Source organism: Psychroserpens mesophilus, assembly GCF_050617655.1.
GTDB lineage: Bacteria > Bacteroidota > Bacteroidia > Flavobacteriales > Flavobacteriaceae > Psychroserpens > Psychroserpens mesophilus_A.
Genome location: NZ_JBODQC010000002.1, coordinates 18,522 through 40,582 on the forward strand (window position 1 = coordinate 18,522; position 22,061 = coordinate 40,582).

A 22,061-nucleotide genomic window follows, 5' to 3' on the forward strand; every position below is an offset into this window, starting at 1 on the left:
TTAAACTAATTTTTAAAATGAAAAAAACAACTATCCTTTATCTTCTTTGCACATTGTTTTGTTTACAATCTGTCGTTGCACAAAAATCAAAAAAAGAGGACAAACAACCATTAGATGATATTAAAATTACCGGATTAAAATGGCGAAGTATTGGTCCATCATTAACGTCAGGACGCATTTCAGATATTGCTGTTAATCCTGATAATCCATTTGAATATTACGTTGCATCTTCTGCTGGTGGTGTATGGAAAACTATAAATTCTGGAGTAGAATTTAAACCAATTTTCGATAATGAAGGCTCTTATTCTATAGGATGCATTACAATGGATCCAAACAATACCAATGTAATTTGGGTTGGTACTGGAGAAAATAACAACCAACGTTCTGTGTCTTATGGTGATGGAATCTATAAATCTATCGATGGAGGAACTACATGGAAACATATGGGTTTGAAAATGTCTGAACACATTGGTAAAATCATTGTACATCCTGAAGATTCAAATGTTGTTTACGTTGCTGCAATCGGTCCTTTATGGAGTAAAGGTGGTGATCGTGGTTTATATAAAACAACTGATGGTGGAGAAACCTGGGAAGCTGTTTTAACTGTAGATGAGCATACAGGTGTTAATGATGTGGTTATGGATTTAACAAATCCAGATGTGCTTTATGCTTCAACGTTTCAAAGAAGACGTCATGTTTATACCTATGTTGGAGGAGGACCAGGTTCCGGACTTCATAAAAGTACAGATGGAGGAAAAACATGGAAAGAATGTCAAACGGGTTTACCTAGTGTTGAATTGGGTAGAATAGGTTTGGCTATTTCACCAGCCGATCCCGATATTATTTATGCCATTGTCGAAGCAGCTGATGGCAAAAGTGGTTTTTTCGCTTCTACCAATAGAGGAGCAAGTTGGGAAAAGCGAAGTTCACATGTGACCAGTGGTAATTATTATCAGGAAATTATTGCAGATCCTATTGATCCTCATACAATTTATTCCATGGATACCTGGATGTCTGTAAGTCATGACGGAGGACGAACTTTTGAAGGTGTTGGTGAGGTGTTCAAACATGTGGATAACCATTGTATGTGGATTGACCCTAACAATAATCAACATTGGCTTGTAGGTTGTGATGGTGGTATGTATGAAACATTTGACGCTGCTAAAACCTGGGATTTTAAAGAAAATATTCCTGTGACACAATTTTATAAAGTTGCCGTAGATAACGATTATCCATTTTATAATGTGTATGGTGGAACTCAAGATAATTTCAGTATTGGTGGTCCTTCAAGAGTATTAACCAATCACGGAATTACAAATTTTGATTGGTTTATTACCAATGGAGGAGATGGTTTCGAATCACAAATAGATCCTGAAAACCCAAATATTGTCTACGCGCAATCTCAATACGGATTTTTAGTACGTTATGATAAATTAAGCGGAGAGATTGTTGGTATTCAACCAGCAGAACGAGAAGGTGAAGATGCTTATCGTTTTAATTGGGATTCGCCTTTGGCTGTGAGTAAACATAAATCAGGTCGTTTATATTTTGCGGCAAATAAAGTGTTTCGTTCAGATGACTATGGAAATAGCTGGAACGTAATTAGTGATGATTTATCGCAGCAAATTGATAGAAATAAATTAAAAGTATATGATCGTGTTGTGAGTATTGATGCTGTTGCAAAAAATGGTTCAACATCTTTATATGGAAGTATTGTTGCTTTATCAGAATCTCCTATTGACGAAAATTTACTGGCTGTCGGAACAGATGATGGTTTGATTCATATTTCTGAAAATGGAGGGAATTCTTGGCGAAAAGTATCAAATATTTCTGGAGCTCCTAACCAATCATACGTCAACGCAGTATATTTATCAAAACATGATGTCAATGTCATGTACGTCGCATTTAATCATCATAAATATGGCGATTTTAAGCCTTATTTGTTTAAGTCTTCAGATAAAGGAGCAACTTGGACAAATATAAGTTCTAACTTACCTAAAGGCAGTGTTTATGCTATTGAAGAAGATCATGTTGATAAGAATTTAATTTTTTGCGGAACAGAATATGGAGCATTTTTCTCTCCAAATCAAGGACAACGCTGGAAAGAATTGTCTGAAGGCTTACCAACAATAGCAGTGAGAGATATTACAATACAAGAACGAGAAAATGATTTGGTTTTAGGAACCTTTGGAAGAGGGTTTTATGTCATGGATGATTATTCTGCATTGCGAACTATTGAAAATAGCAAGCCTTCTGAAACAGCAATATTATATCCAGTTCGTGAAGCCTTAAGTTGGGAACGAAGTTCTCCATTAGGATTGCCAGGAAAAGCATTCCAAGGAGATAATTTTTATACCGCTGAAAATTTAGGGCCTGAAGCTATGATTACCTATTACTATAATGAGACCTACAAATCTCTAAAAGATCAGCGTTCTGAAAAAGAAAAAGCGCTTATTAAAGATAGAAAAGACACACCTTATCCAGATTACAATCAGTTAAAATCTGAACGTGAAGAAGAAGACCCACAACTTGTATTTACCATTAAAAACAGTGCAGGAACTGTTGTTAAAAAGGAATTTAAAACGCCTAAAGAAGGTGTTCAGCGTTTTCATTGGAATTTAAGATATACGCTTCCAAACCCAATAGATTTAAGTTCATCTTCATTTTACAATCCATGGGAACCTATTGATGAAGGTACTTTAGTAGAACCCGGAACTTATACAGTTCAGATGGATTTATTTAAAGATGGTCGTATGACGGCTTTGGTTGGTCCTAAATCATTTTCTGTTAAAGCTCTTAAAAATACGGTAATGCCAGCCGATGATAGAGCGGCTAAAGTGGCTTTCCAAAAAGACGTGGCACAACTTGAAGCAGATTTTGCTGCGACACAAACAATTATTAATGAGACAAATAATAAGTTACGCTATATAAAATCTGCAATAAAGCGTTCAGAACAACCTTATGAAACATTAACAGCTTCTGTAATGACCATTGAAGATAAACTTCAAAATATTAATGTTGAACTTTATGGAGATCCTGTGAAGCGAAACTTAGATATAAGTCAGCCACAATCACCTGCAAACAGAATAGGTACTATTAGTTATGAACAAAAGTATTCTACATCTGCACCAACAGAAACGCATAAAAATAGTTTCGGTATTGCAAAACGAGAAATAAGTGCTATTAAGAAAAAGGTTGAAGCTATTTACAATACAGACATTAAAGAACTTGAACAAAAATTAATTGCTTCTGGAGCTCCTTACACGCCTGGACGTGGTTATAAGGATTAATTGGAACTGTTAAATCGGTTATCAAATCAGCTACTGTTTTAAGTAGCTGATTTTTTTTATCAACTGTTAAGATTTTTTTAAATGATTTGTGTAAATCTATAAGGTTTGTTATCTTATTATAAATCAACATTATAAAAAAAATGAAAACTAAAATAACACTCCTAATTCTTTTTTTAAGTTTAACTTTCGTAAATGCACAACACTATCCACCAGTTTCCGATAGCAGTCAGAAAATTGAAGAACAATCAAAGGATATTGTAGATGCTTACGATAGAGAGTTAGCCATGACTGCTAAACAAAGAGCATTATTTCAACTTAAAGTAGAGGATTACTTAATGTTAAGGAAAAAAATAGAGTCTAATTATGATGGGAGAGAAGAACTTGATGCACTAGTCGAGATGCAAGCTCAGGAAACTTTAGATATGAATGACATATTGACAAGAATTCAAATGCAGCTTTATAAAAAAATAAAGCCAACGATTCAACCGCTTAAAGAGGTTGAGAATTGATAAAAGTTAAATCATTTTATTTACTTTTTTAACTGATAACTCACAAAACTTATAACTCTTATTTGTCATTTAAAACGATAACTTATGAAATCGATTTTTTTTTCAGTTATACTATTTTGTTTTATTGTTTTGTGGTCATGCAGTTCAGGTAAAACCCAAGCGACTCCAGAACAATTAAACAGACTGGCGCAATTGGTACAAAGTAAGCATTTCAAGATCTCTTCAGATGTGGCTTACCCAAGAGTGACCACAGCTATGAACTCATTACAGAATACAGGTTTGATACCTCAGGGAAGCACAATCAGCCATATGAGTTTAATCGGAAATGAAAATTATGTCAAAATCATTGGCGACAGTGTATATGCAGAATTACCTTATTTTGGAGAACGTCAAATGAATGTTGGGTACAATGGTTCTGATAATTCAATTAGTATTGCAGGACTGTTGCAAAACTACAATGTCGAAAAAAGTTCTAAAAATGACAGTTATACAATTTTGTTCGATACTAGAACTAAAACAGAACGATTTCAATTCAATATTGAGATTTTCTCAAACTTAAAAACTTCTATGTTAGTTAACGGAACGACACGCTTTCCTATTCGATATTCAGGTTCAGTGATTTTAACAAAAAAATAAGAATTTAACCAAATTTTAATCAAAACAGCAGATATTTAAATCTATTTGTCGGAAAAATCTTATATAAAATTTATTTATATTGTAATTTGATATCTAGTAGATGTTACTAGTTTTAAAGTATCACTAAAAATATAAATGAATCAAAAACAACCAACCACAAGGTCTAAAAAAAAGAATAAACAAGACCCAGGAGTTTATTTCAGACAATTAGGTCGTTTAGAAAAATTGAATAAAAGTTCAGAAGTTAAAGCAGGAGTTGTATTTTCATTCCACAGTTTAATTATAGGACTTTTTGCAGATCGCATGGACTATTTTAAAGTTCTGTTTGATGAAAACCCATTGATATTGGTACTGACAACCCTTTGGATTATGTCAGCTCTGATATCTATTTTTTTTGCTTTTAAATGCTTTAAACCCATTATCATTAATTTGAAATATGACGATAATGTCTTTTTCTTTGGAGATGTCGTTTCAAAGTTTAAAAGTGTTGATGACTATGTTAATCGGGTTATTGATGTTAATGAAGATAAAGTAGAACTCTTTGTTCAACTTGCTCAACAAATGCATGTGGAAAGCACTATTGTTGCCACTAAGTTTAAAAATGTGCAAAATGCTATAAAGTTTTTCATGTTTAGCGTACTCTTCATAGTGGTTACTTTAATTGCTATTGCAGTTACCTGAAAATAAAAATATTAAATCGCTATTAATAATTAATCAACTCAATCTTATGAAAATTTCAAAATTTATTTTACTTGTAGTTCTTAGTATAACCATCTTTTCCTGTGGAAGTGATGATGATGATAATGATTCTCAAGAGCCACAAAATGTAAATATTAATCCAACGATAACTATAAATACTGATGCTGTTATTGCCTTACCTCCTGATTCAGATATCACTGGTTTAGTTGATTTTGGACAGCCAAACGGTGTATCGACCAGTGATTATTTAGTAGAATTGACTTTAAATGATTTATTTACTTTAAAACGACCTGAAGGATTGTTACCTGGAGATGTATTTTTAATTTTTGATATCGAATTTTATGATGAACTTGATGGACTTGTAGATTATGAAGATGATGTAGAGCCATTTTTAGGGCTCGTTATTCCAGACGGACAACCTTCAGATTATTACACTAGTACTGAAGCGACTAATGAAGGCGTACCTGTAGTTATATTTAGAGCAGATAACGCATTAGATAATAATGATTTAGACTGGAAGTATAACATTATTTGTTATATTACAAGAGATGGTACAGAATATGGACCTTACATTATTGATCCGAAAATCAAAATCAAGTCAACAAATGGCTTGAGTTAATATATATTTCTAAATCTTATAGTGACTTATACAGATAACACAATAAAACCAATATAGATTAAAGCCTTTCTACTAGGCTTTTTTTGTTTTTGCCATTTTAATCTTTCAACTCAGAATCAAAAACTTAGTGACAGTTTAGAAATCCTTTACAAGAGTGGAGCGTATACAGAATCAAATGAGTTAATGCTTTTGCAAGAACTGGTAGACGCTGAGACTAATGCTGAAAAAAAATTAACTTATAGCTTACAGCTTATTGTTACAGCAAATAGTATGGATTCTAATGCGTATAAATATTCAGGTTATTTGCAAAAAGGGAATGCTTACCAAATGAAAGGCGATTTAACTAAAGCCTTGGAAAGTTATTTTGAAGCATCAAGGATAGCAGATAAAAATGATTTAATAGATAAAAAAGGTTCCATAAATATATCTATAGCAGATGCCTATTCTATAATGGGTGACAATGAAACCTCAGTAAGATATTATAGAGAAGCTTTGGAATTACTTGAAGAAAGTGGAGACTCTATTAACTTAGCATCAGCACAACTTAATTTAGGTGACGAATATTTTAATCAGAAAAAACTGGACTCTGCCTTGTATTTATTTAGTGAGTCAGGTAAAATTTTTAAAGCTAAAGATTTTGAATTAGGAGAAGCTTACAATATTGGAAATGTTGGACTGGTATATGCTGAAATGGGAGAAATTGAAAAAGCAGAAGAAAATCTTAATCATGCTGTCGATGTTTTAACGAAACTGGGTGATTACCAGCCAATATGTGTCTATTTGAATGCAATTTCAGATATTTTTGAAGAAAAAAATAATACCTCTAAGGCCCTTGAGTATGCATTAAAAAGCTTAAATATATCTAAACGTTTTGGTCTTAAAGATGAGATTGGTGAGGCAAATCTTAGATTATCAGATATCTATGAAAAACGAGGCGATTTTAAAGAATCCTTTAGTTATTATAAAGAGCATATTAAGTACAGAGATAGTGTTGCAAATGTAAAAAGTGTTCAGAAAATGGCTTCAGTTCGCGCAGATGATGAAATTTCGAAAAAGCAATTAGAAGTCGATTTAGCAAATCAGCAAACAAAAACTCAGAGAATCATTGTTTTTGCAATTGCACTTGTATTGTTATTTATCATATTTCTTGCCATTTCTCTATTCAAGCGTAATAAATTCATGAGAAACGCTAATGAAACGATAGCGATAGAGAAGCAGCGTTCTGATGATTTATTAACCAATATTTTGCCTGAAGAAACCGCTGAAGAGCTTAAACAACACGGAGTTGTAAAGGCTAAACAATTTGATTCAGTTTCTGTATTGTTTACAGATTTTAAAGGATTTACCGAAGAAGCAGGAAAACTAAGTCCGGAAAAACTCGTAGAAAGTATCAATTTCTACTTCTCTAAATTTGATGAAATTATTGAAAAGTATGAATTAGAAAAGATCAAAACCATTGGAGATGCTTATATGTGTGCAGGAGGATTGCCGTTTCCTGTTGAAAACCATACAGCAAAAATGTGTCAAGCCGCTTTAGAGATTACCGAATTTGTGAAGAAAACTAAACGCAGTATCAATCATAAACTTGCAAAGTTTGATATCAGAGTTGGTATAAATACAGGATCTGTTGTAGCTGGAGTAGTAGGTACTACTAAATTTCAATATGATATCTGGGGAGATGCTGTTAATATAGCAGCCAGAATGGAAAGCGCGAGTGAACCTGGCAGAGTAAATATTAGCGAGAGTACTTACCAGATTTTAAAGCAATTTGATGTGTTTCAATTTACGCCTAGAGGAGAAATTGAAGCTAAAGGAAAAGGAAAAATACAAATGTATTTCGTGGACTATGTAGATTAGATGATTCGCTATTTATATTAATTGCAAATGTCTGACTTCAGTTTAATTTTTTTAAATCGTTCCCAAATGTCATGATCAAAATTTTGAGGTGACAATCTAAATACAACAGTAGATGACTTTTTGTCTTTGCAATAATACTCTTTCACTCTTACGTTTAAAGTTATCATGTCCTCAGTGATAAAAGAATCATAAACATATATTTTTCCTAAAAAGTCGGTATCTTCATTACGTTCATCAGTTTTTAAGAATAAGACTGTTGTTTCTGGAACTTTAAAATGTTCTTTTTTATTAACAGCAGTCATTAAACCATCGTAATAGGATTTGATAGTTTCCTCTAACATATTAGTACTTTGTTTTTCCAGTTTTTTTATATGCCATGCGAAGGTGTAGCACCAAAAATCTTCATGAGTTTCTTCTCTCCATTTTTTTGCAAACCTAAGATCCTCGTAACCTTCATATTTGATTTCTGGAGCAAAATGGATTGGAAATTTAATAATTTCTTTCAACCAAGTTGTATCAGACTCAAAAACACCTAATGTATTTTCTTCTTGTCCAAAAAATAGTAACGAACTCATTAAAAATGGGATTAATAACAGACTGTTTTTCATGATTTAAAATTATAAGCTTAATTTAACATTGAATCCTATAGCATCAGAAATAGTGCTGTCCTTAATGTCACTATTGTAAGTAATTCCACATTTCATTCTATCAATTTTAAATTTTGTGTTCATTTGTTTCTTGTCAAAATCAACTTTTGCTTTAAATTTAATAGGATTTGTAATGTCCTTTATAGTTAAGTTTGTATAGACTTCTATATGTGTCTGATTGTGATAAATGACATTGGTAATAGCTATACTAGCTTTTGGAAATAACTAACATTAAAAAAATCTGGATATTTTAGATGTTTTACTAAACTTTTATTTGCTTCTTCTTTTTTGATATCTATACCTATTATTGTATGCATATCAATAATAAATTCTCCTCCTGTAATAACATCATCAGTTTTATTAAAATAACCTTCTTCAAAACTTATATAGGTCATTATGGCCTTCAAAATAGGACGTGTATTCAACACACCATTTGATATGACTTTTTTTGAAGTATCAATGTTCAGTTTTTCTTGAGAATTAAGAATTGAAATGGTACCAATAAGGATTACTACTGTAATAATAATAGTTTTCAATGTGTTCGTTTTTAAGATTGAACAGTAAAACTATAAGAGATCACATTAATAAGCGTAAAAATAATGTAAAAGAAGTGTCAATAAATGCCAAAATATATACAAGTTTAATTTCTATTGGTTCCGTTATATCTATGCTTTCTATAACTAGTTCCTCTTGTACATGCACATTCACTAATCCCTTGTAATAAATTGAGACCTATAGTTACGACGTGAGTTCCTGAATTAAAACCTGAAAGATCATTCATTGTTATTTGATAAGCATAGGCAAAGTATAGTCCGTTTTTCATAATTCCAGCCATCGGACCAACATTTAAAGGTTTAAAAAACTGGTCGTTTAAAAAACGGTAAGATCCACCTACCCAATAGTAATCTCCATCTCTGTTAAATTGTCTGTATTTCAAATTAATATCGGTACTAGAACGATTGTCACTATCAAACATTTGATAAAATACAGAAGGTTCAAATTCAACAGTATTATTTCTCTTAGGCGAAAACACATAACCAGTATAGACTTGGTAGTTTAATAATTTACTTGGCTCTAAGCCAATAAAATCATCAAGATCTTTATTTAAAAAGTTATTGGCATTAAAACTGAAATAAAAATCTTTATATCTGTATAGGAAGCCAACATCAAAATTATTGTTAGATATCGCTCTGTCATCAGTAATACTGGGATCGACAATAGGAATATCTTCGGTTGGACGAAAGTTTTCAATATCAATTCTAAAGCTATTGATGTTGTAAGAAATTCCGAAAGATAAAAATTGTTTTGACGTGTAATCTAAAATAAGATGATGTGCATAAGAGAACTTTACACCTTTTTGACGGGTGTTTCCGTTTCTATCATTATAAGCTGATATTCCAACTCCTGATCGACTCGCAATTCTAAAATCGGCATAAACAGATTGATTATCTGGAGCATTTTTTATGCCTACCCATTGTGTTAATCCGTTAGCTCTAATCTTTAAATTATCTCCAATACCTGCGTAGGTTGGCGAGATAACAAAATTGTTGTCAGCTAAGTATTGTGTCCAAACAGGTAAATTTAATTCTTGTCCATAACTTGAAGTAAAGACCAAAAAAAGAATATATAGTGTAATTTTTTTCATTTGATTATAGTTTATAATTCTTTAGGTATCATTACCTGTAAAGTGTAAAGTGTCCGACATACTGTTTATCTAAAATTGGACTATTTGGATTCACTACGTACCAGTAATCTCCAGTTGGTAATTCTGTGCCATTATATCTTCCATCCCAGTATTCGCCTACACTGTAAGTTGCCACCTTTCGACCATATCTGTCAAAAATGTCGAAGGTTAAATTTGGGAAGTCTTCAATACATCCAGGAGCCCAAGTATCTGTAGTTCCATCGCCATTAGGAGTAAAATAATTTGGAATACATGGTCCTAATATTTCAATATTGATGCTTGCTATAACTTCACAACCAGCACTATCTACAACTCTAACAGTATATGTGCCTTCTTCTGTTACAGTAAATTCATGTGTATCACCATAATCTTGTCCGTTAAAGTAAAATTGATAAACACCAGTTCCACCAGTTGCGTTTGCAATAATTTCTCCAGGATCATCTCCTTCAGTTAAAATCAGAGATAATGGCTCATAAGACTCAATATCAAATAATTCTGTAGTTCTAATACACCCATTTGTGTGTCTTACATCTATATAATGACCAATTCCAGGAACAACATTTGTAAAGACATTACTTAACTGATAAGAACCACCATTTAGTGAATAATCTAATTGTGAAATGTCTGTGATATCTTGATCAATAATAACAGTCACAGTATTTGTAAGTGTATTATTTTCACACAAGTATTCAATTTCTAGAGTTGGCTCTATAACAATAGAATCAGGAAATGTGATATTCCATTCTGTTTCACAACCTTCAGCATCACGAACATAAACTAGGTGATCACCACCACTTAAACCATTAAAATCAAAATTAGTTTGATTTAAAGAACCTGTTGTATAAGGACCATCGTAATTATCTAAACTTACACTGTATGGTAAAGTTCCTCCAGAAATCTCTATACTGAATTCACCATTGTTTTCGCCATCACAGGTTTCTTCCAATAATGAATTTGGAACAATGCTAAGAATTACTTGCTCTGGATCTGTAATTGTAAAATCAAAAGTGACATAACAACCTAAAGTATCCTGAACAATAACATTATAAGTACCAGCTGCTAAATTTTCAAATACATTCGTTTCAAAAAATTGATTTAATTGAGGAGAAATTGCATATTGAATAGTACCAGTTCCTCCAGTAGCATTAATGACTAAGCGTCCATCATTACTTCCGCTACAAGTGATGTTGTTTATTGTAAAATCAACTTCTAAAGGAGCAGTTGGTTCTGTTATTGTGATTGGCGCAGAAGTCGTTTCACAATCACCACTTTCTACAGAAACGATGTAAGTTCCAGCAACCAATTCAGTGAAAACACCTGGACTATTTTGCGTTGCAGGAATCACATTTCCAGTGGCATCTTCTAAGCTATAAACATAATTGCCTAATCCACCTTGAGCTGTAGCTAAAATATTTCCAGTATTATCACCATTACAATTGATTGTAGGATTTGTAGATTCTAAATGAATTATCAATTCAGGAAGTGGGTCAATAGTAATTTCATTTGAAATATCTGCTATACAGCCATTTGCATCTCTAACATAATATTGATATGTTCCAGCAGATGCTGAAAAGGTAGTAGAAGTATTAAAGGTTCCTAAAATCGTAGAGAAAGAACTATCAGTACTATATGAATACGTTCCAGTTCCTCCTGACGCGCTAAGGGTTAATGTTGACTCTGTTACACAGGTTTGTGTTGTTGCTGTTACTAAACTAGCTTGTATTGGAGTAGGTTCAGTAATAGTAATATCTACTGAAGATAAGTCACAACCAAGACTATCTGTAATAGTAATTGAGTATGTTCCTGCACCTAAACCGCTAAAAACGTTTGAGGTTTGTGGACCAGATGTACTCGTTACTGGTGAAATTGTATTTAAAGTGTAAAGATAATCTGTTCCTTGCCCTCCAGTTACATTAGCAACTGTTATGGTAGCATCCTGATCACCAAAACATGATAATACTGTTGTACTCGGAACAAACGTGGCATCAATTGGAGTTGGTTCAACTAAAACTATTGAAGCAGAAGTGATACAACCTTCAATATCTCTAACATTGACGACGTAGTTACCTGCTGATAAATTTGCAAACGTGCCATTAGGTGAATAGGCAACAGTAGCATCGCCAGTTAATTCATACTCATACGTTCCCCAACCACCATTTGCAACTGCAGTAATAGTACCTTGACTATTATCACATGTTACATTTGAAGTTTCAGACACTACTAATCCCAAAGTTTCAGTTGGAGATGAAATAATGACATTTGAATTTACAATACAAAACGGACTCTCAGTTTCTGTAATGACTACTGAAAAAGATCCTGCTGACATTCCAGAAACAATTAAAGGGTTCGTAGCTGTATTAGCATTTACAATACCTGTTACTGAAGCTCCTAAATTATCAAAAACCTCATAAGTATAAGCTCCAGAATAGCCGTTAATATTAATTTCAAAAGCTCCTGAATTATCACCAAAACAAGTTAAAGATGTTGATGTTGTTGTAACAACAGGAGGTGTTGCTTCAGGTATAGCTACAGTTATTTCTTCAATACAAGAGGTTACAGTATCGGTTAATGTTACTGTGTATATTCCGGAAGGTACTCCTGAAAAGATATTTCCAGTTAAGCTTATTGAAGCAGGATTCGGGCTGATACTATAAGAATATGAGCCAGAACCATTTGAGCCATTAACCGTGATTTCACCATCATCATTACTACAGGTAGACATTGAAGTAACCTCAGCTGATATTTCTACAGGAGCAGGAATATCTACCGAAACTAAATTTCCACAACCATTTACATCTTGTATTTCGATAGTGTGCGTTCCTGAAAATAAATTTGAAATCGTGAATGGAGTAGTTTGTGTTTGAAATGCACCTCCATTGATACTAAAACTATAGGGACCAACACCAACGGTGTCTAATGTGACTTCTATTTCAAAGTTTCCTTCAGTAACAGTACAGATATTATTTGCTACTGCTGAAATTACAGGAACTGGATCCATTGGTAAAACCAGAACAGGACTACTTTGGATACAACCATAGGCATCTATAACATGAACATAGTAATTTCCTGAATCTAAATTAAAAACACTAGCTGAAGCCCAAGCTGTATCTGAAGCAAGTGGTGTAGTAGGTGTTGTAGTAACTTGGTATTGGTAAGGTGCTGTACCATTTTGAGCGACAGCACTAATAACACCAGAATTTGCATTACAATTCGCATTTTGATCAATAGAAACTGTTAAATCTAAAAGAAAGGCAGATTCTGTAATATTAAAAGGAGTCGTGACTACACCACATCCAGAATTAGGTCCTGATGTTTCTGTAATAGATACAAAATAATTACCAAAAGGCAAAGGGCCTAAATCAGTTACAGAAAGTGATCCATTAGAAGGAACACTTCCAGATCCTGTAACACCTGTAGTAACAAGAGTTAAAGAATCAAAAATTTCATAATTAACACTTACAGGTGTTCCATAAACACTGTTAATTGTAAATGATACATGACCATCAGCACTACCTGTACATGTTATATTATTAGAAGATACAGCACTTAATGTTAATGTAGAGCTAGTTGGTATTGGTGTTGTAGCTGGTTCGTAATATGTACAATTTGTAGATGCATCATATACTATAAATGTGTAAGTAACACCAGGAGTTAAGCCTGTAAAGGTTGCAGTTTCACTGTTTGGAGCATCTTCAGGAATCCATGTTCCACTTGGAGGTGGAGGAGGAATAAATCCTTGATAAATATCAAAATAAAATGGCCCAGCACTACTTAAAGTAGTTCCAATGCTTACTACAGCTTCACCACCAGTAAGACAATCTACCGTAGAAACGATATTAATATCTAAATCTGTTGGAGGAGAAGCAACTAAGACATCCTGAACTAAAACAGAGCATCCATTGGCATCAACAATATTAATTTCATAGAGTCCAAAATCAACAACATCAAAATTTACAGACGTTGTTCCTAAGTTATTGAGCTCTGAATTAGAATATCCATTTGTTCCAGTAACGAAATAATTATAAGGCGGTGTTCCTCCATTAACTGAATTTATGATTACAGAACCTTGAGAAATCCCACCAGAAGTACAAGTGATGTCAACAGATGTATGATCTACAACAATAGGGTCAGGTTCAGTAATAACAATTGTTTCGGTTGCAGTACAAGATTTGGCATCTGTTACAGTAACAGTATATGTGCCAGCAGATAAACCTGAAGTTTGTGTTCCATAATCTATTCCTGTGGTATCATTGTTGACATTGATAACAAAAGGAGGTGTGCCTACAGACGTGTCTATAGTTATTTCAATAGCACCAGTTGAATTTCCATTACATTGGATATCTTGCGTTAGAACCACTAGACTTAAATCTGGTAATGAAATTGGTTCAACAATAATTGAGGTTGATTCTGCTATACATCCATTGGCATCAGTAATTTCAAATTGATAAGTACCAGCAGTTGCTGTTGTAAAATTAAATGTAGCTCCTGTAGTTCCTAATGATGCATAAGCACTACCATTAGTAGAAACAGCGTATGTATAAGGAGAAGGACCAGAAATAGTTCCAGAAATTATGGCATCTGGAGATGTTGTACAATTTAAATCTTCTGTTAATATAACATTTACTGTTGGAGTAGGTATAGGGTCAATAGTATAAGTCTCAACATATGCACAGTCATTTTCATCTTTAACTTGAAACGTATAAGTTCCAGGTTCTAATCCAGAAAACACATTTGATACTTGATAAGGAGTTGCATGAACAGTTGGAGCAATAATTTGATATTCTAAAGTTCCTGTTCCTCCAGTTGTTCCGGTAATTGTAACTGTTGTTGTATTTGTAGGACAGGTCACAGGTGTGTTGTCAAAAAATAAATCTGTAGGAGGATTTAATGCCTCTATTATAATATCATTTGTTACAGATGTACACGTATTAGCATCTTGGATTACTATAGTATAAGTTCCAGCGGTTAAGTTTGTGAAAATGTTACTCGTTTGAAAATTGACACCATCGATACTATAGGTATAAGGAGCATCACCTCCAGAAACTCCAGTAACGGTTATTGTTCCGTTAGCATTACATGTGAAACCTGAAGTCAATTCTGCTGTTCCAGAAATGGCATCACCAGCTAGGATGGTAACTGTTTGAGGAATGCTTGTACAAATGGTTGAACCAGTTGCATACTGAACCACAACATCATAATCACCTGCTGAAAGTCCGGTAAATGTATTATAATTGAAGAAGGTCAATCCACCATCAATACTATATTCTAAATTAAACCCGTTTGTTGCAGTCACATCAACTGTTATAATACCTGAGTCATTAGCATCTGCACAAGTAATATCTGTAGTAACAATATTAAATACAGGTTCAGGAATGGCATCAACTGTGATTGATGTATTAGCACTACAATTGTTAGAATCAATTACTACAATATCATAAACTCCAGGCGAAGTAACTACTATTTCTGGAACCGTCTGAAAATCTGTTGAACCATTTATAAAATAAAAATAAGGAGCTGTTCCACCTACTGGATACACTGTAATTTCACCTTCAGAACATGTTAAAGGAACTGTAATTGCTGCAGTAACTGTCAATAATGGAGGCTCAACTATTGTAATATCTTCAGAAAAAGTACAGCCATTTTCAGTTTCAAGTGTTGCTGTGTATGTTCCTGGATTTAAATTTTCAAAAATATATGTATTCTCTAATATTGGTCCAACACTATTTACTAATGTTGCTCCTTGGTATAAGGCATATGAATATTGTGGGTCAACATCATTAGCTGCTAACTGAATACTTCCTAAGTCTCCATTACAAAGTGGTTGTAATATTGTTGTTGACGCTGTAAAGTCACGATCTCTAATAAGCACATCTAAAACCGTAAATATACATGGATTGGTTGCTACACCAATTTGTCTTACATAAACGGTATAATTTCCAGCTGTATTAACTGTAAACACATTACTTGTTTGGTAGTTTACATTATCTAAACTGTATTCATAACCTGAAGGCACATCATAAACTGAAATACTTCCAGGAGTAGTACAAATAATATCAGTTGCGACTACTGTTGGTTCTAATAAATTTTGATAAACATTAAAATAAAACTGTACAAAACAACCACCTTCATAATTGATTGTTAATCTGAATTGACCTGACGTATCCACTAAAAAGTCTGAACCATTCCCAACTTGATTCCAAACACAAGCATCATTTTCGTTAGCACAGTCAGAATTCGAAACAGCAGTACAGCTGGTTTCATCTAATTGTTCCCAAATAATAGATTGTGCGCCAGCAATATTGGTTTGTATGAATCTTGAGTCGTTTGCACCACATAAAAAGATATTAGGTAATTGTTTTCCATCGTTCGGACAAATAACGACTTCATCTGCATATGGAATAACAGGATTTTCAATCGTTCCACCAAAAAGTTCTACCACAAACACCTGATTGATTGATTGACAAGGAGCAACAGCATTATTAACTGAATAATACGTTCCAGTTTCAGTGACTGTAATAGTTTGACCTGTACCTATAACAGGGGTTCCACTTGGATTCGTTGACCAAGAGTATGAATCATATCCACTAGCGGCTGTTAAATCTACACTATCACCACATAAAACAATGTCTTCAGTAAATTCACAATCAAGATCAGCTAAAAAATTTGTTGCTTGAGGAGAAAGCAAACACCCTGTATTACTATTGACACTTGGGTCGTCGGTGATTTGAAATGTTGGATTAAAAAAACCATTGTATGTTGCAAAAGCTTGATTGTTAATGATGTTTGAACAAGCATCGGCAAGTTTATTACATTCATCAACAACATGAGCTTCAATACGAATTTCATAAACAGGATCATTTTCTTCAACCAGAGAATTATCTATATCAAAAATGAGTTCACGAGTAGTAGGATTATAACTTGAGACTGAAACTCCAGGAGGAAGGATTAAATCATCAGGATAATCAAAAAGAATATTTACAGGAAGGATGTCTCTGATTTGAAAATTTGTTGCATTGTCATTTCCTGTATTTTGAAAACCGATTACATAATTTAATGAGGCTCCCAGACTTACTGTTTGTCCGCCAATATCATTACCAGCATCATCCTCAACAATTTTAGTGAGCACAATATTAGGTTCTATAATTTCAACAGCAAAAGCAAAAAAGTAAGGAAAATATGTGTCACCACTTGTTTCTAGTCGAATTGTTCCAGAGGTAGCGTCATTGGCAATCACTGAATTACCAGGATTTGGAATGGCTATAACTCCTGTGTCAAAACCTAGAGTATTTGTACTGTTTGGGACTCTGTTATTAACAGGCGTTGCACTTAATTGAGTCACAGAACTATTAAAAAAGTTAGACGCTGGTCGGTCTGCAGTAGATAAACTAATACCATTAAGTCTTAGGCGATCTCCTAAAATCGGACTGTCACCTTCTAACGTTGCAAAAGCAAAATTTGCGCGAACAGGAGCAGGAGCAGGTACCGTTCTAAATCCGTTAACTGGAACATCAAGATTAGGATTCATACCAGGAACACTTATAGCACTAAATCCGTCAAAACTTGTGATAGATTTTCCTGGTAAAGTAGGGTCTTCATAAACAATAAACAGTGACCATCCTGCAGATTGTCCAGTACCGTTATAAGGACTGAAATTTGCTGTTTCACCAACTGCTGAAGAAACGTTTGCTACTGTATAGGTTCCTAAATCTACACCTGAACCAAAACTTCCTACAATATTTGTTACATCTGCAAAACAGGCATATGAAAAACTATCTCCACCATCAACAGTTGTTCCATTGGCATCATAAATTACAGTTCCTTGTATGTCATTGTAGCCACCAACGGGTCCTTTAAGTTTTACTTCAGTAATGGGTTCACTACCAGGATTAACTGCGCCCCAATACAAACCAGCATAAATGATTCGGTAGCAATTTGGATTTGGGATTTCCAGATCTGCACTTGATGAACTGAACGTAGACGGATCTCCATCAATGTCAATATATTGCATATCAACATTATGGTTGTATACCGAATTATCATTGAAGGCATTATTGTCTGGACCAAGAATATTGTTTCCAATTAATACAATATCACCTTTTAAATCTTGATTAAATCTTGGTGTGAACGGTTCATAATTTTGCGAATACGATTGAAGGCCAAAACATAATAGCAAAACAATTATGGCGATTCTAGAAAATGTAGGTCTTTTCATGATACTTAATTTTTTATTAATTCTGTTTTCAATGAGGGCATTATTGAAATTAGAATTGGGCCTTAGTAATTTTTTTAATTCTCAATTTTTACGAGGGACATTTTTTTGTTGTATGGTCTGTTTCCTTTTGATTTCAATGCTTCATTAGCTTCTTCTATACTATTAAACTTATCGTAGTAGATATAATATTCACTGGTATTGACATCGTAAAAGAAGTCTACATTGGTTCTCCCAGATGCTACTACTTTGGTTACAAAATCATCTCTCTTTGCTTTATCAGTATGCACTGCTATAATTAGATAATAACCATTCTCAACGTTTTTTATATTCTTGAGAATCTGAATATTATTGGTTTGTTCTTCTCCAAAATCAAAGTCTTCTTCTTTTAAAACAGAACTATTAATAGCGGTTGTTTGCTTAATATTTTTTAATGTTGCTCTATCTTGTGAATAACGTTTCTCTTCATTGTCGAATGCTGCGCGCTTAATACGTCGTCGTCTCTCAAATTCAGTAGCAACTTTAATATCTTCAAGTCTTTTTTCTAACTGAGATTTTGTAGCAACAGCCTCAGCTTGTTCTGTTTTTAATCGTTTTAAGGTTTTCTTATAGTGCAAATACACTTCATCATTATAAATGGTGTCAGTTTCAAAGTTCTCATCATATAAATCTTGTAATTCATTAATCTTCTCATTCCTTGATTTAATGATATTATCTAAATTGGTTTTTATAGTATTTAATTTATTATTTTCTGCCGTAATGCTCTTAAAAGGTTTAGGTTGTACAGCAATACCTTGTTCACTTAAATCATTTTCCTCTTTTAAGTCTTTGAGGTCTTTGTCTTTAATACCGACAATGTCATCAAATTGCTTTAATAAATCGCTTTGTGATTTTTTAGCATTTTCAGTCTGCTGGGTTATGGCTAACATTGATTTACCCAATTTGTCTTTTGGATTTGTGATTAATTCATTTTTAGCTTCTTCCGCTTTTTGTTGTGCTTCTAGTTTTGCCTGAGCTTCTGCTTCTTGCTGTGCTTTTTGTTGTGCTTCTAGTTTTGCCTGAGCTTCTGCTTCTTGCTGCGCTTTTTGTTGTGCTTCTAGTTTTGCCTGAGCTTCTGCTTCTTGCTGTGTTTTTTGTTGTGCTTCTAGTTTTGCCTGAGCTTCTGCTTCTTGCTGTGCTTTTTGTTGTGCTTCTAGTTTTGCCTGAGCTTCTGCTTCTTGCTGTGCTTTTTGTTGTGCTTCTAGTTTTGCCTGAGCTTCTGCTTCTTGCTGTGCTTTTTGTTGTGCTTCTAGTTTTGCTTGAGCTTCTGCTTCTTGTTGCGCTTTTTGTTGTGCCACTAGTTTTGCTTCAGCTTCTTCAGCTTTTTTCTCAGCTGCTAATTTTCGATTGGCTTCAGCTTTTGTTTTCGATATTTTTGAAATAATTGGTTTTCTTTTATTTCCTGAAATTAATCCGGCAACTTCATCACCACTACTATAATCGTAACGGTCTCTATTCTTAAATCTGTAAGCGAGTGTAATATCATGTGAAGGACCAAAATCTGTTAAATCACCAATAGCCTTTTCAAAATTGTATTCAATCGCGATTTGCGGAGTGATGTTTATACCAGCACCACCAGACATTCCGAAGACAGAATTATAACCTATTTGAGTCCAAATTCCTTTTGGAACAGTAAGCATTACTTGCGTTGAGATAATAGTTTCATCTGTTTTAAATTCAGATTTTAAAAGCCCTGAAAATTTAGCATCGTCAAAAAAACCTCTACTGGATATATAACCAGTATACATTAAGTGTGCTTGAATACCTTGTTCAGGATTGTCTTGTAGTAATTCAGAGGACTCAAAATTATAAACAGCCAAATTGTTTATCGAAAGTCCAAGATCTATAAAAGCTAAACCATAATTAATTCCAGGATTAATTGTTAATAAGAAGTTATCTGGAATGTTTTGTAGCGCAGGATCATCTACATTAGTAATGACATTTCCAGAATTAAGTCCGCTTTTATAAGCACCTATATTAAGTCCGAAAGTTAAGTTACTATCTCGATCTAATCTAACATTATAAGCAAAATTAGCAATTCCTCCAAACGTAGTCAATACACCATAATCTTGTTGAAAAAGTCCAAGACCAGCACCAATATTTTCACCAAACCGACCTGAAAAACTTGCTAAGTAGGTGAGAGGCGCATGATCAAATTGAACCCATTCTCTTTTATTGAAAATACTAATGTATTTATGTTGTTCTCTTACAAAACTGAATGTAGGGTTGATTGCAAAACGATTAAAGGTTAAAGAGTTTCTTACAGGAAGGCTAAGCGAGACCACTCCATCATCTTCTTGAGAATGGAACATCTGTATAGAACAGAAACATAATACTAAAACCATAAGTATTGTTTTCATATCATCTTACTACTGTTATAGAGCCTTTTTTAGTGTCATTATCTGGTGTTGTAATGACATAGTAAAACACTTGATTTACAGATGTTAAATTCAAATTGGTTTCTGGCCAATTATTGAGATAGTTATCTGTTTGTAAGACTATTTTTCCTCGATTAGTCATAATCATCACCTTGGTATTAGTTCCGTTTACATATTTTGTTGGAATAATCCATGTGTCATTAAATCCATCTCCATTCGGACTTACGATATTTGGAATCTTTTCTACATCTGGAAAAGGATTGATGGCTTCAATAATTTCAAATTCAAATGCTCTTGAAGCAATACAACCCGAAGTTTCACTGGCAATTACTCGATATGTTCCAGGTTCTGAAGCTTCGTAATAATCTTCAGTGGCATCCGTTATTAATTCATCATCTAAATACCATTCGAATTCAGGATCAATAGCTGTGGTTGTTATGATAATGGATAGCATTTCATCTTCTTCAATTATATTTTCTTCTGATACGTTAATTGAGGCATCAAATAATTCGCTTACCAATTCTATTGCACCTGTGGCTGAGCAATTTCCTAAATCGACTTGAACAGCGTAAGTTCCAGATTCATTAGTTTCATACATTTGATTTGTAGCTTCAGGGATAACAACTCCATTTTTAAACCATTGGTAACTATTTCCTGCTAATGTTGATAAGGTTGTAAAACCTTGACCAGGACAAAACGGATTTCCTAAGCTGGATGAAATTCCAGCTTCAGCTTCACCAGAAAGGACTTCGCTTATGGTAACACGATTTGAAAATGAATTAGAGGTACATGTACCATAATTTGTTTCTACAAAATAGGTGCCTTCCTCATTTACCGTTAGCGAAGCGCCTTCAGCAATAAAGACAGATGTTGTAGGTCCTGTTTCTTTAAACCAATTAAAGGTTAAAGAAGCATAATTAAGAGGAGAATCATTTGTTCCAGAGCCAGGATTATCGATAGTTAAAAGATAATTTCCACCAGAACAATACGCAGCTGTAGCTACCAGATTATTTATAGTAAATGGAGAATCTTGAATTTTATAGTACGCAGCAAAAGTTGTTGAACCAGAACTTGAGGCAACAGGAGCACTGCTTTTAATTTTTATTTTATAGTTTTCGCCAGCTGTTGTTTCTGGTAAAGAAAAACTTAATGTAGCAGGTGAAGTTGTTATGCTACCAGGACTTGAAGTGTATATTACTGTTGCATTTGAAAAATCGCCATCAGCATCAGACATTTCTATGGTAAATTGATTTGAGGCATTTAAGGCACTTGCAGGTGAAAACACAAAAGTTGTGCTATAGGTATTAAAAGTATCACTTGCACATGCTTGACTAAATCCCAGATTGGGAGTTCCAATAACTATTTGTGCATTTAATTGGCCTTGATTTAAAAGGACAAAAAAGCATAATATAAAAAATAGTTTATATGCAATTTTAGTAGTATACATTTTAGTTTGGGGCTGTAGTTTTTTATTCTATAAGCTTTAGTAATTAA

The 22,061-nt window shown here is 33.6% G+C and carries 13 protein-coding genes; 6 read left to right on the top strand and 7 right to left on the bottom strand.

What is annotated here, in order from left to right:
* Positions 1-17: 17 nt before the first annotated feature.
* The 6 genes from ACRHNM_RS04345 to ACRHNM_RS04370 all read left to right on the top strand — a co-directional run bounded on the left by ACRHNM_RS04345 (position 18) and on the right by ACRHNM_RS04370 (position 7,610).
* Positions 18-3,290 carry a glycosyl hydrolase gene (locus tag ACRHNM_RS04345; protein ID WP_431134067.1) on the top strand — a complete coding sequence of 1,091 codons (3,273 nt, stop codon included), beginning with the start codon at positions 18-20 and terminating at the stop codon, positions 3,288-3,290.
* Between the two features lie 140 nt (positions 3,291-3,430).
* Complete coding sequence (locus tag ACRHNM_RS04350) at positions 3,431-3,799, top strand: hypothetical protein (protein WP_431134069.1); 369 nt, start codon at positions 3,431-3,433, stop codon at positions 3,797-3,799.
* A gap of 84 nt (positions 3,800-3,883) precedes the next feature.
* A complete protein-coding gene (locus ACRHNM_RS04355) occupies positions 3,884-4,435 on the top strand; it encodes a DUF4251 domain-containing protein (protein ID WP_431134071.1) in 552 nt (183 codons plus the stop codon).
* Positions 4,436-4,570: 135 nt separating this feature from the next.
* On the top strand, positions 4,571-5,116 hold the full coding sequence (locus ACRHNM_RS04360) for a Pycsar system effector family protein (RefSeq protein ID WP_431134073.1): 546 nt from the start codon (positions 4,571-4,573) through the stop codon (positions 5,114-5,116).
* Between the two features lie 46 nt (positions 5,117-5,162).
* Positions 5,163-5,753 carry a hypothetical protein gene (locus ACRHNM_RS04365; RefSeq protein WP_431134074.1) on the top strand — a complete coding sequence of 197 codons (591 nt, stop codon included), beginning with the start codon at positions 5,163-5,165 and terminating at the stop codon, positions 5,751-5,753.
* 183 nt (positions 5,754-5,936) lie between these two features.
* Complete coding sequence (locus ACRHNM_RS04370; protein WP_431134075.1) at positions 5,937-7,610, top strand: adenylate/guanylate cyclase domain-containing protein; 1,674 nt, start codon at positions 5,937-5,939, stop codon at positions 7,608-7,610.
* Positions 7,611-7,627: 17 nt separating this feature from the next.
* Here ACRHNM_RS04370 and ACRHNM_RS04375 read toward each other — a convergent pair whose 3' ends face one another.
* The 7 genes from ACRHNM_RS04375 to ACRHNM_RS04405 form a co-directional block, all read right to left on the bottom strand.
* Positions 7,628-8,185, bottom strand: a complete 558-nt coding sequence (locus tag ACRHNM_RS04375) for a hypothetical protein (protein WP_431134077.1) — start codon at positions 8,183-8,185, stop codon at positions 7,628-7,630.
* A 42-nt stretch (positions 8,186-8,227) separates the two neighbouring features.
* Positions 8,228-8,464 carry a YceI family protein gene (locus ACRHNM_RS04380; protein WP_431134942.1) on the bottom strand — a complete coding sequence of 79 codons (237 nt, stop codon included), beginning with the start codon at positions 8,462-8,464 and terminating at the stop codon, positions 8,228-8,230.
* Positions 8,461-8,793, bottom strand: a complete 333-nt coding sequence (locus ACRHNM_RS04385; RefSeq protein ID WP_431134079.1) for a hypothetical protein — start codon at positions 8,791-8,793, stop codon at positions 8,461-8,463. Before ACRHNM_RS04385 ends, ACRHNM_RS04380 begins: the two co-directional genes overlap by 4 nt.
* 104 nt (positions 8,794-8,897) lie before the next feature.
* Entirely contained in the window at positions 8,898-9,902 is a 1,005-nt protein-coding gene (locus ACRHNM_RS04390) for a PorP/SprF family type IX secretion system membrane protein (RefSeq protein WP_431134081.1), read from the bottom strand.
* A 31-nt stretch (positions 9,903-9,933) separates the two neighbouring features.
* A complete protein-coding gene (locus tag ACRHNM_RS04395; protein ID WP_431134083.1) occupies positions 9,934-18,153 on the bottom strand; it encodes a T9SS type B sorting domain-containing protein in 8,220 nt (2,739 codons plus the stop codon).
* A gap of 74 nt (positions 18,154-18,227) precedes the next feature.
* Positions 18,228-20,549 (bottom strand): PorP/SprF family type IX secretion system membrane protein, encoded by a 2,322-nt coding sequence (locus ACRHNM_RS04400; RefSeq protein ID WP_431134085.1) that lies wholly within the window; start codon positions 20,547-20,549, stop codon positions 18,228-18,230.
* Between the two features lies 1 nt (position 20,550).
* Positions 20,551-22,014 (bottom strand): gliding motility-associated C-terminal domain-containing protein, encoded by a 1,464-nt coding sequence (locus ACRHNM_RS04405; protein WP_431134087.1) that lies wholly within the window; start codon positions 22,012-22,014, stop codon positions 20,551-20,553.
* Between the last annotated feature and the right edge of the window lie 47 nt (positions 22,015-22,061).

Excerpts from the sequence above, each read along its gene's own strand:
- ACRHNM_RS04345 (WP_431134067.1), top strand. The coding sequence starts at position 18 with ATGAAAAAAACAACTATCCTTTATCTTCTTTGCACATTGTTTTGTTTA.
- ACRHNM_RS04350 (WP_431134069.1), top strand. The coding sequence starts at position 3,431 with ATGAAAACTAAAATAACACTCCTAATTCTTTTTTTAAGTTTAACTTTC.
- ACRHNM_RS04355 (WP_431134071.1), top strand. The coding sequence starts at position 3,884 with ATGAAATCGATTTTTTTTTCAGTTATACTATTTTGTTTTATTGTTTTG.
- ACRHNM_RS04360 (WP_431134073.1), top strand. The coding sequence starts at position 4,571 with ATGAATCAAAAACAACCAACCACAAGGTCTAAAAAAAAGAATAAACAA.
- ACRHNM_RS04365 (WP_431134074.1), top strand. The coding sequence starts at position 5,163 with ATGAAAATTTCAAAATTTATTTTACTTGTAGTTCTTAGTATAACCATC.
- ACRHNM_RS04370 (WP_431134075.1), top strand. The coding sequence starts at position 5,937 with ATGCTTTTGCAAGAACTGGTAGACGCTGAGACTAATGCTGAAAAAAAA.
- ACRHNM_RS04375 (WP_431134077.1), bottom strand. The coding sequence starts at position 8,185 with ATGAGTTCGTTACTATTTTTTGGACAAGAAGAAAATACATTAGGTGTT.
- ACRHNM_RS04390 (WP_431134081.1), bottom strand. The coding sequence starts at position 9,902 with ATGAAAAAAATTACACTATATATTCTTTTTTTGGTCTTTACTTCAAGT.
- ACRHNM_RS04395 (WP_431134083.1), bottom strand. The coding sequence starts at position 18,153 with ATGAAAAGACCTACATTTTCTAGAATCGCCATAATTGTTTTGCTATTA.
- ACRHNM_RS04400 (WP_431134085.1), bottom strand. The coding sequence starts at position 20,549 with ATGAAAACAATACTTATGGTTTTAGTATTATGTTTCTGTTCTATACAG.
- ACRHNM_RS04405 (WP_431134087.1), bottom strand. The coding sequence starts at position 22,014 with ATGTATACTACTAAAATTGCATATAAACTATTTTTTATATTATGCTTT.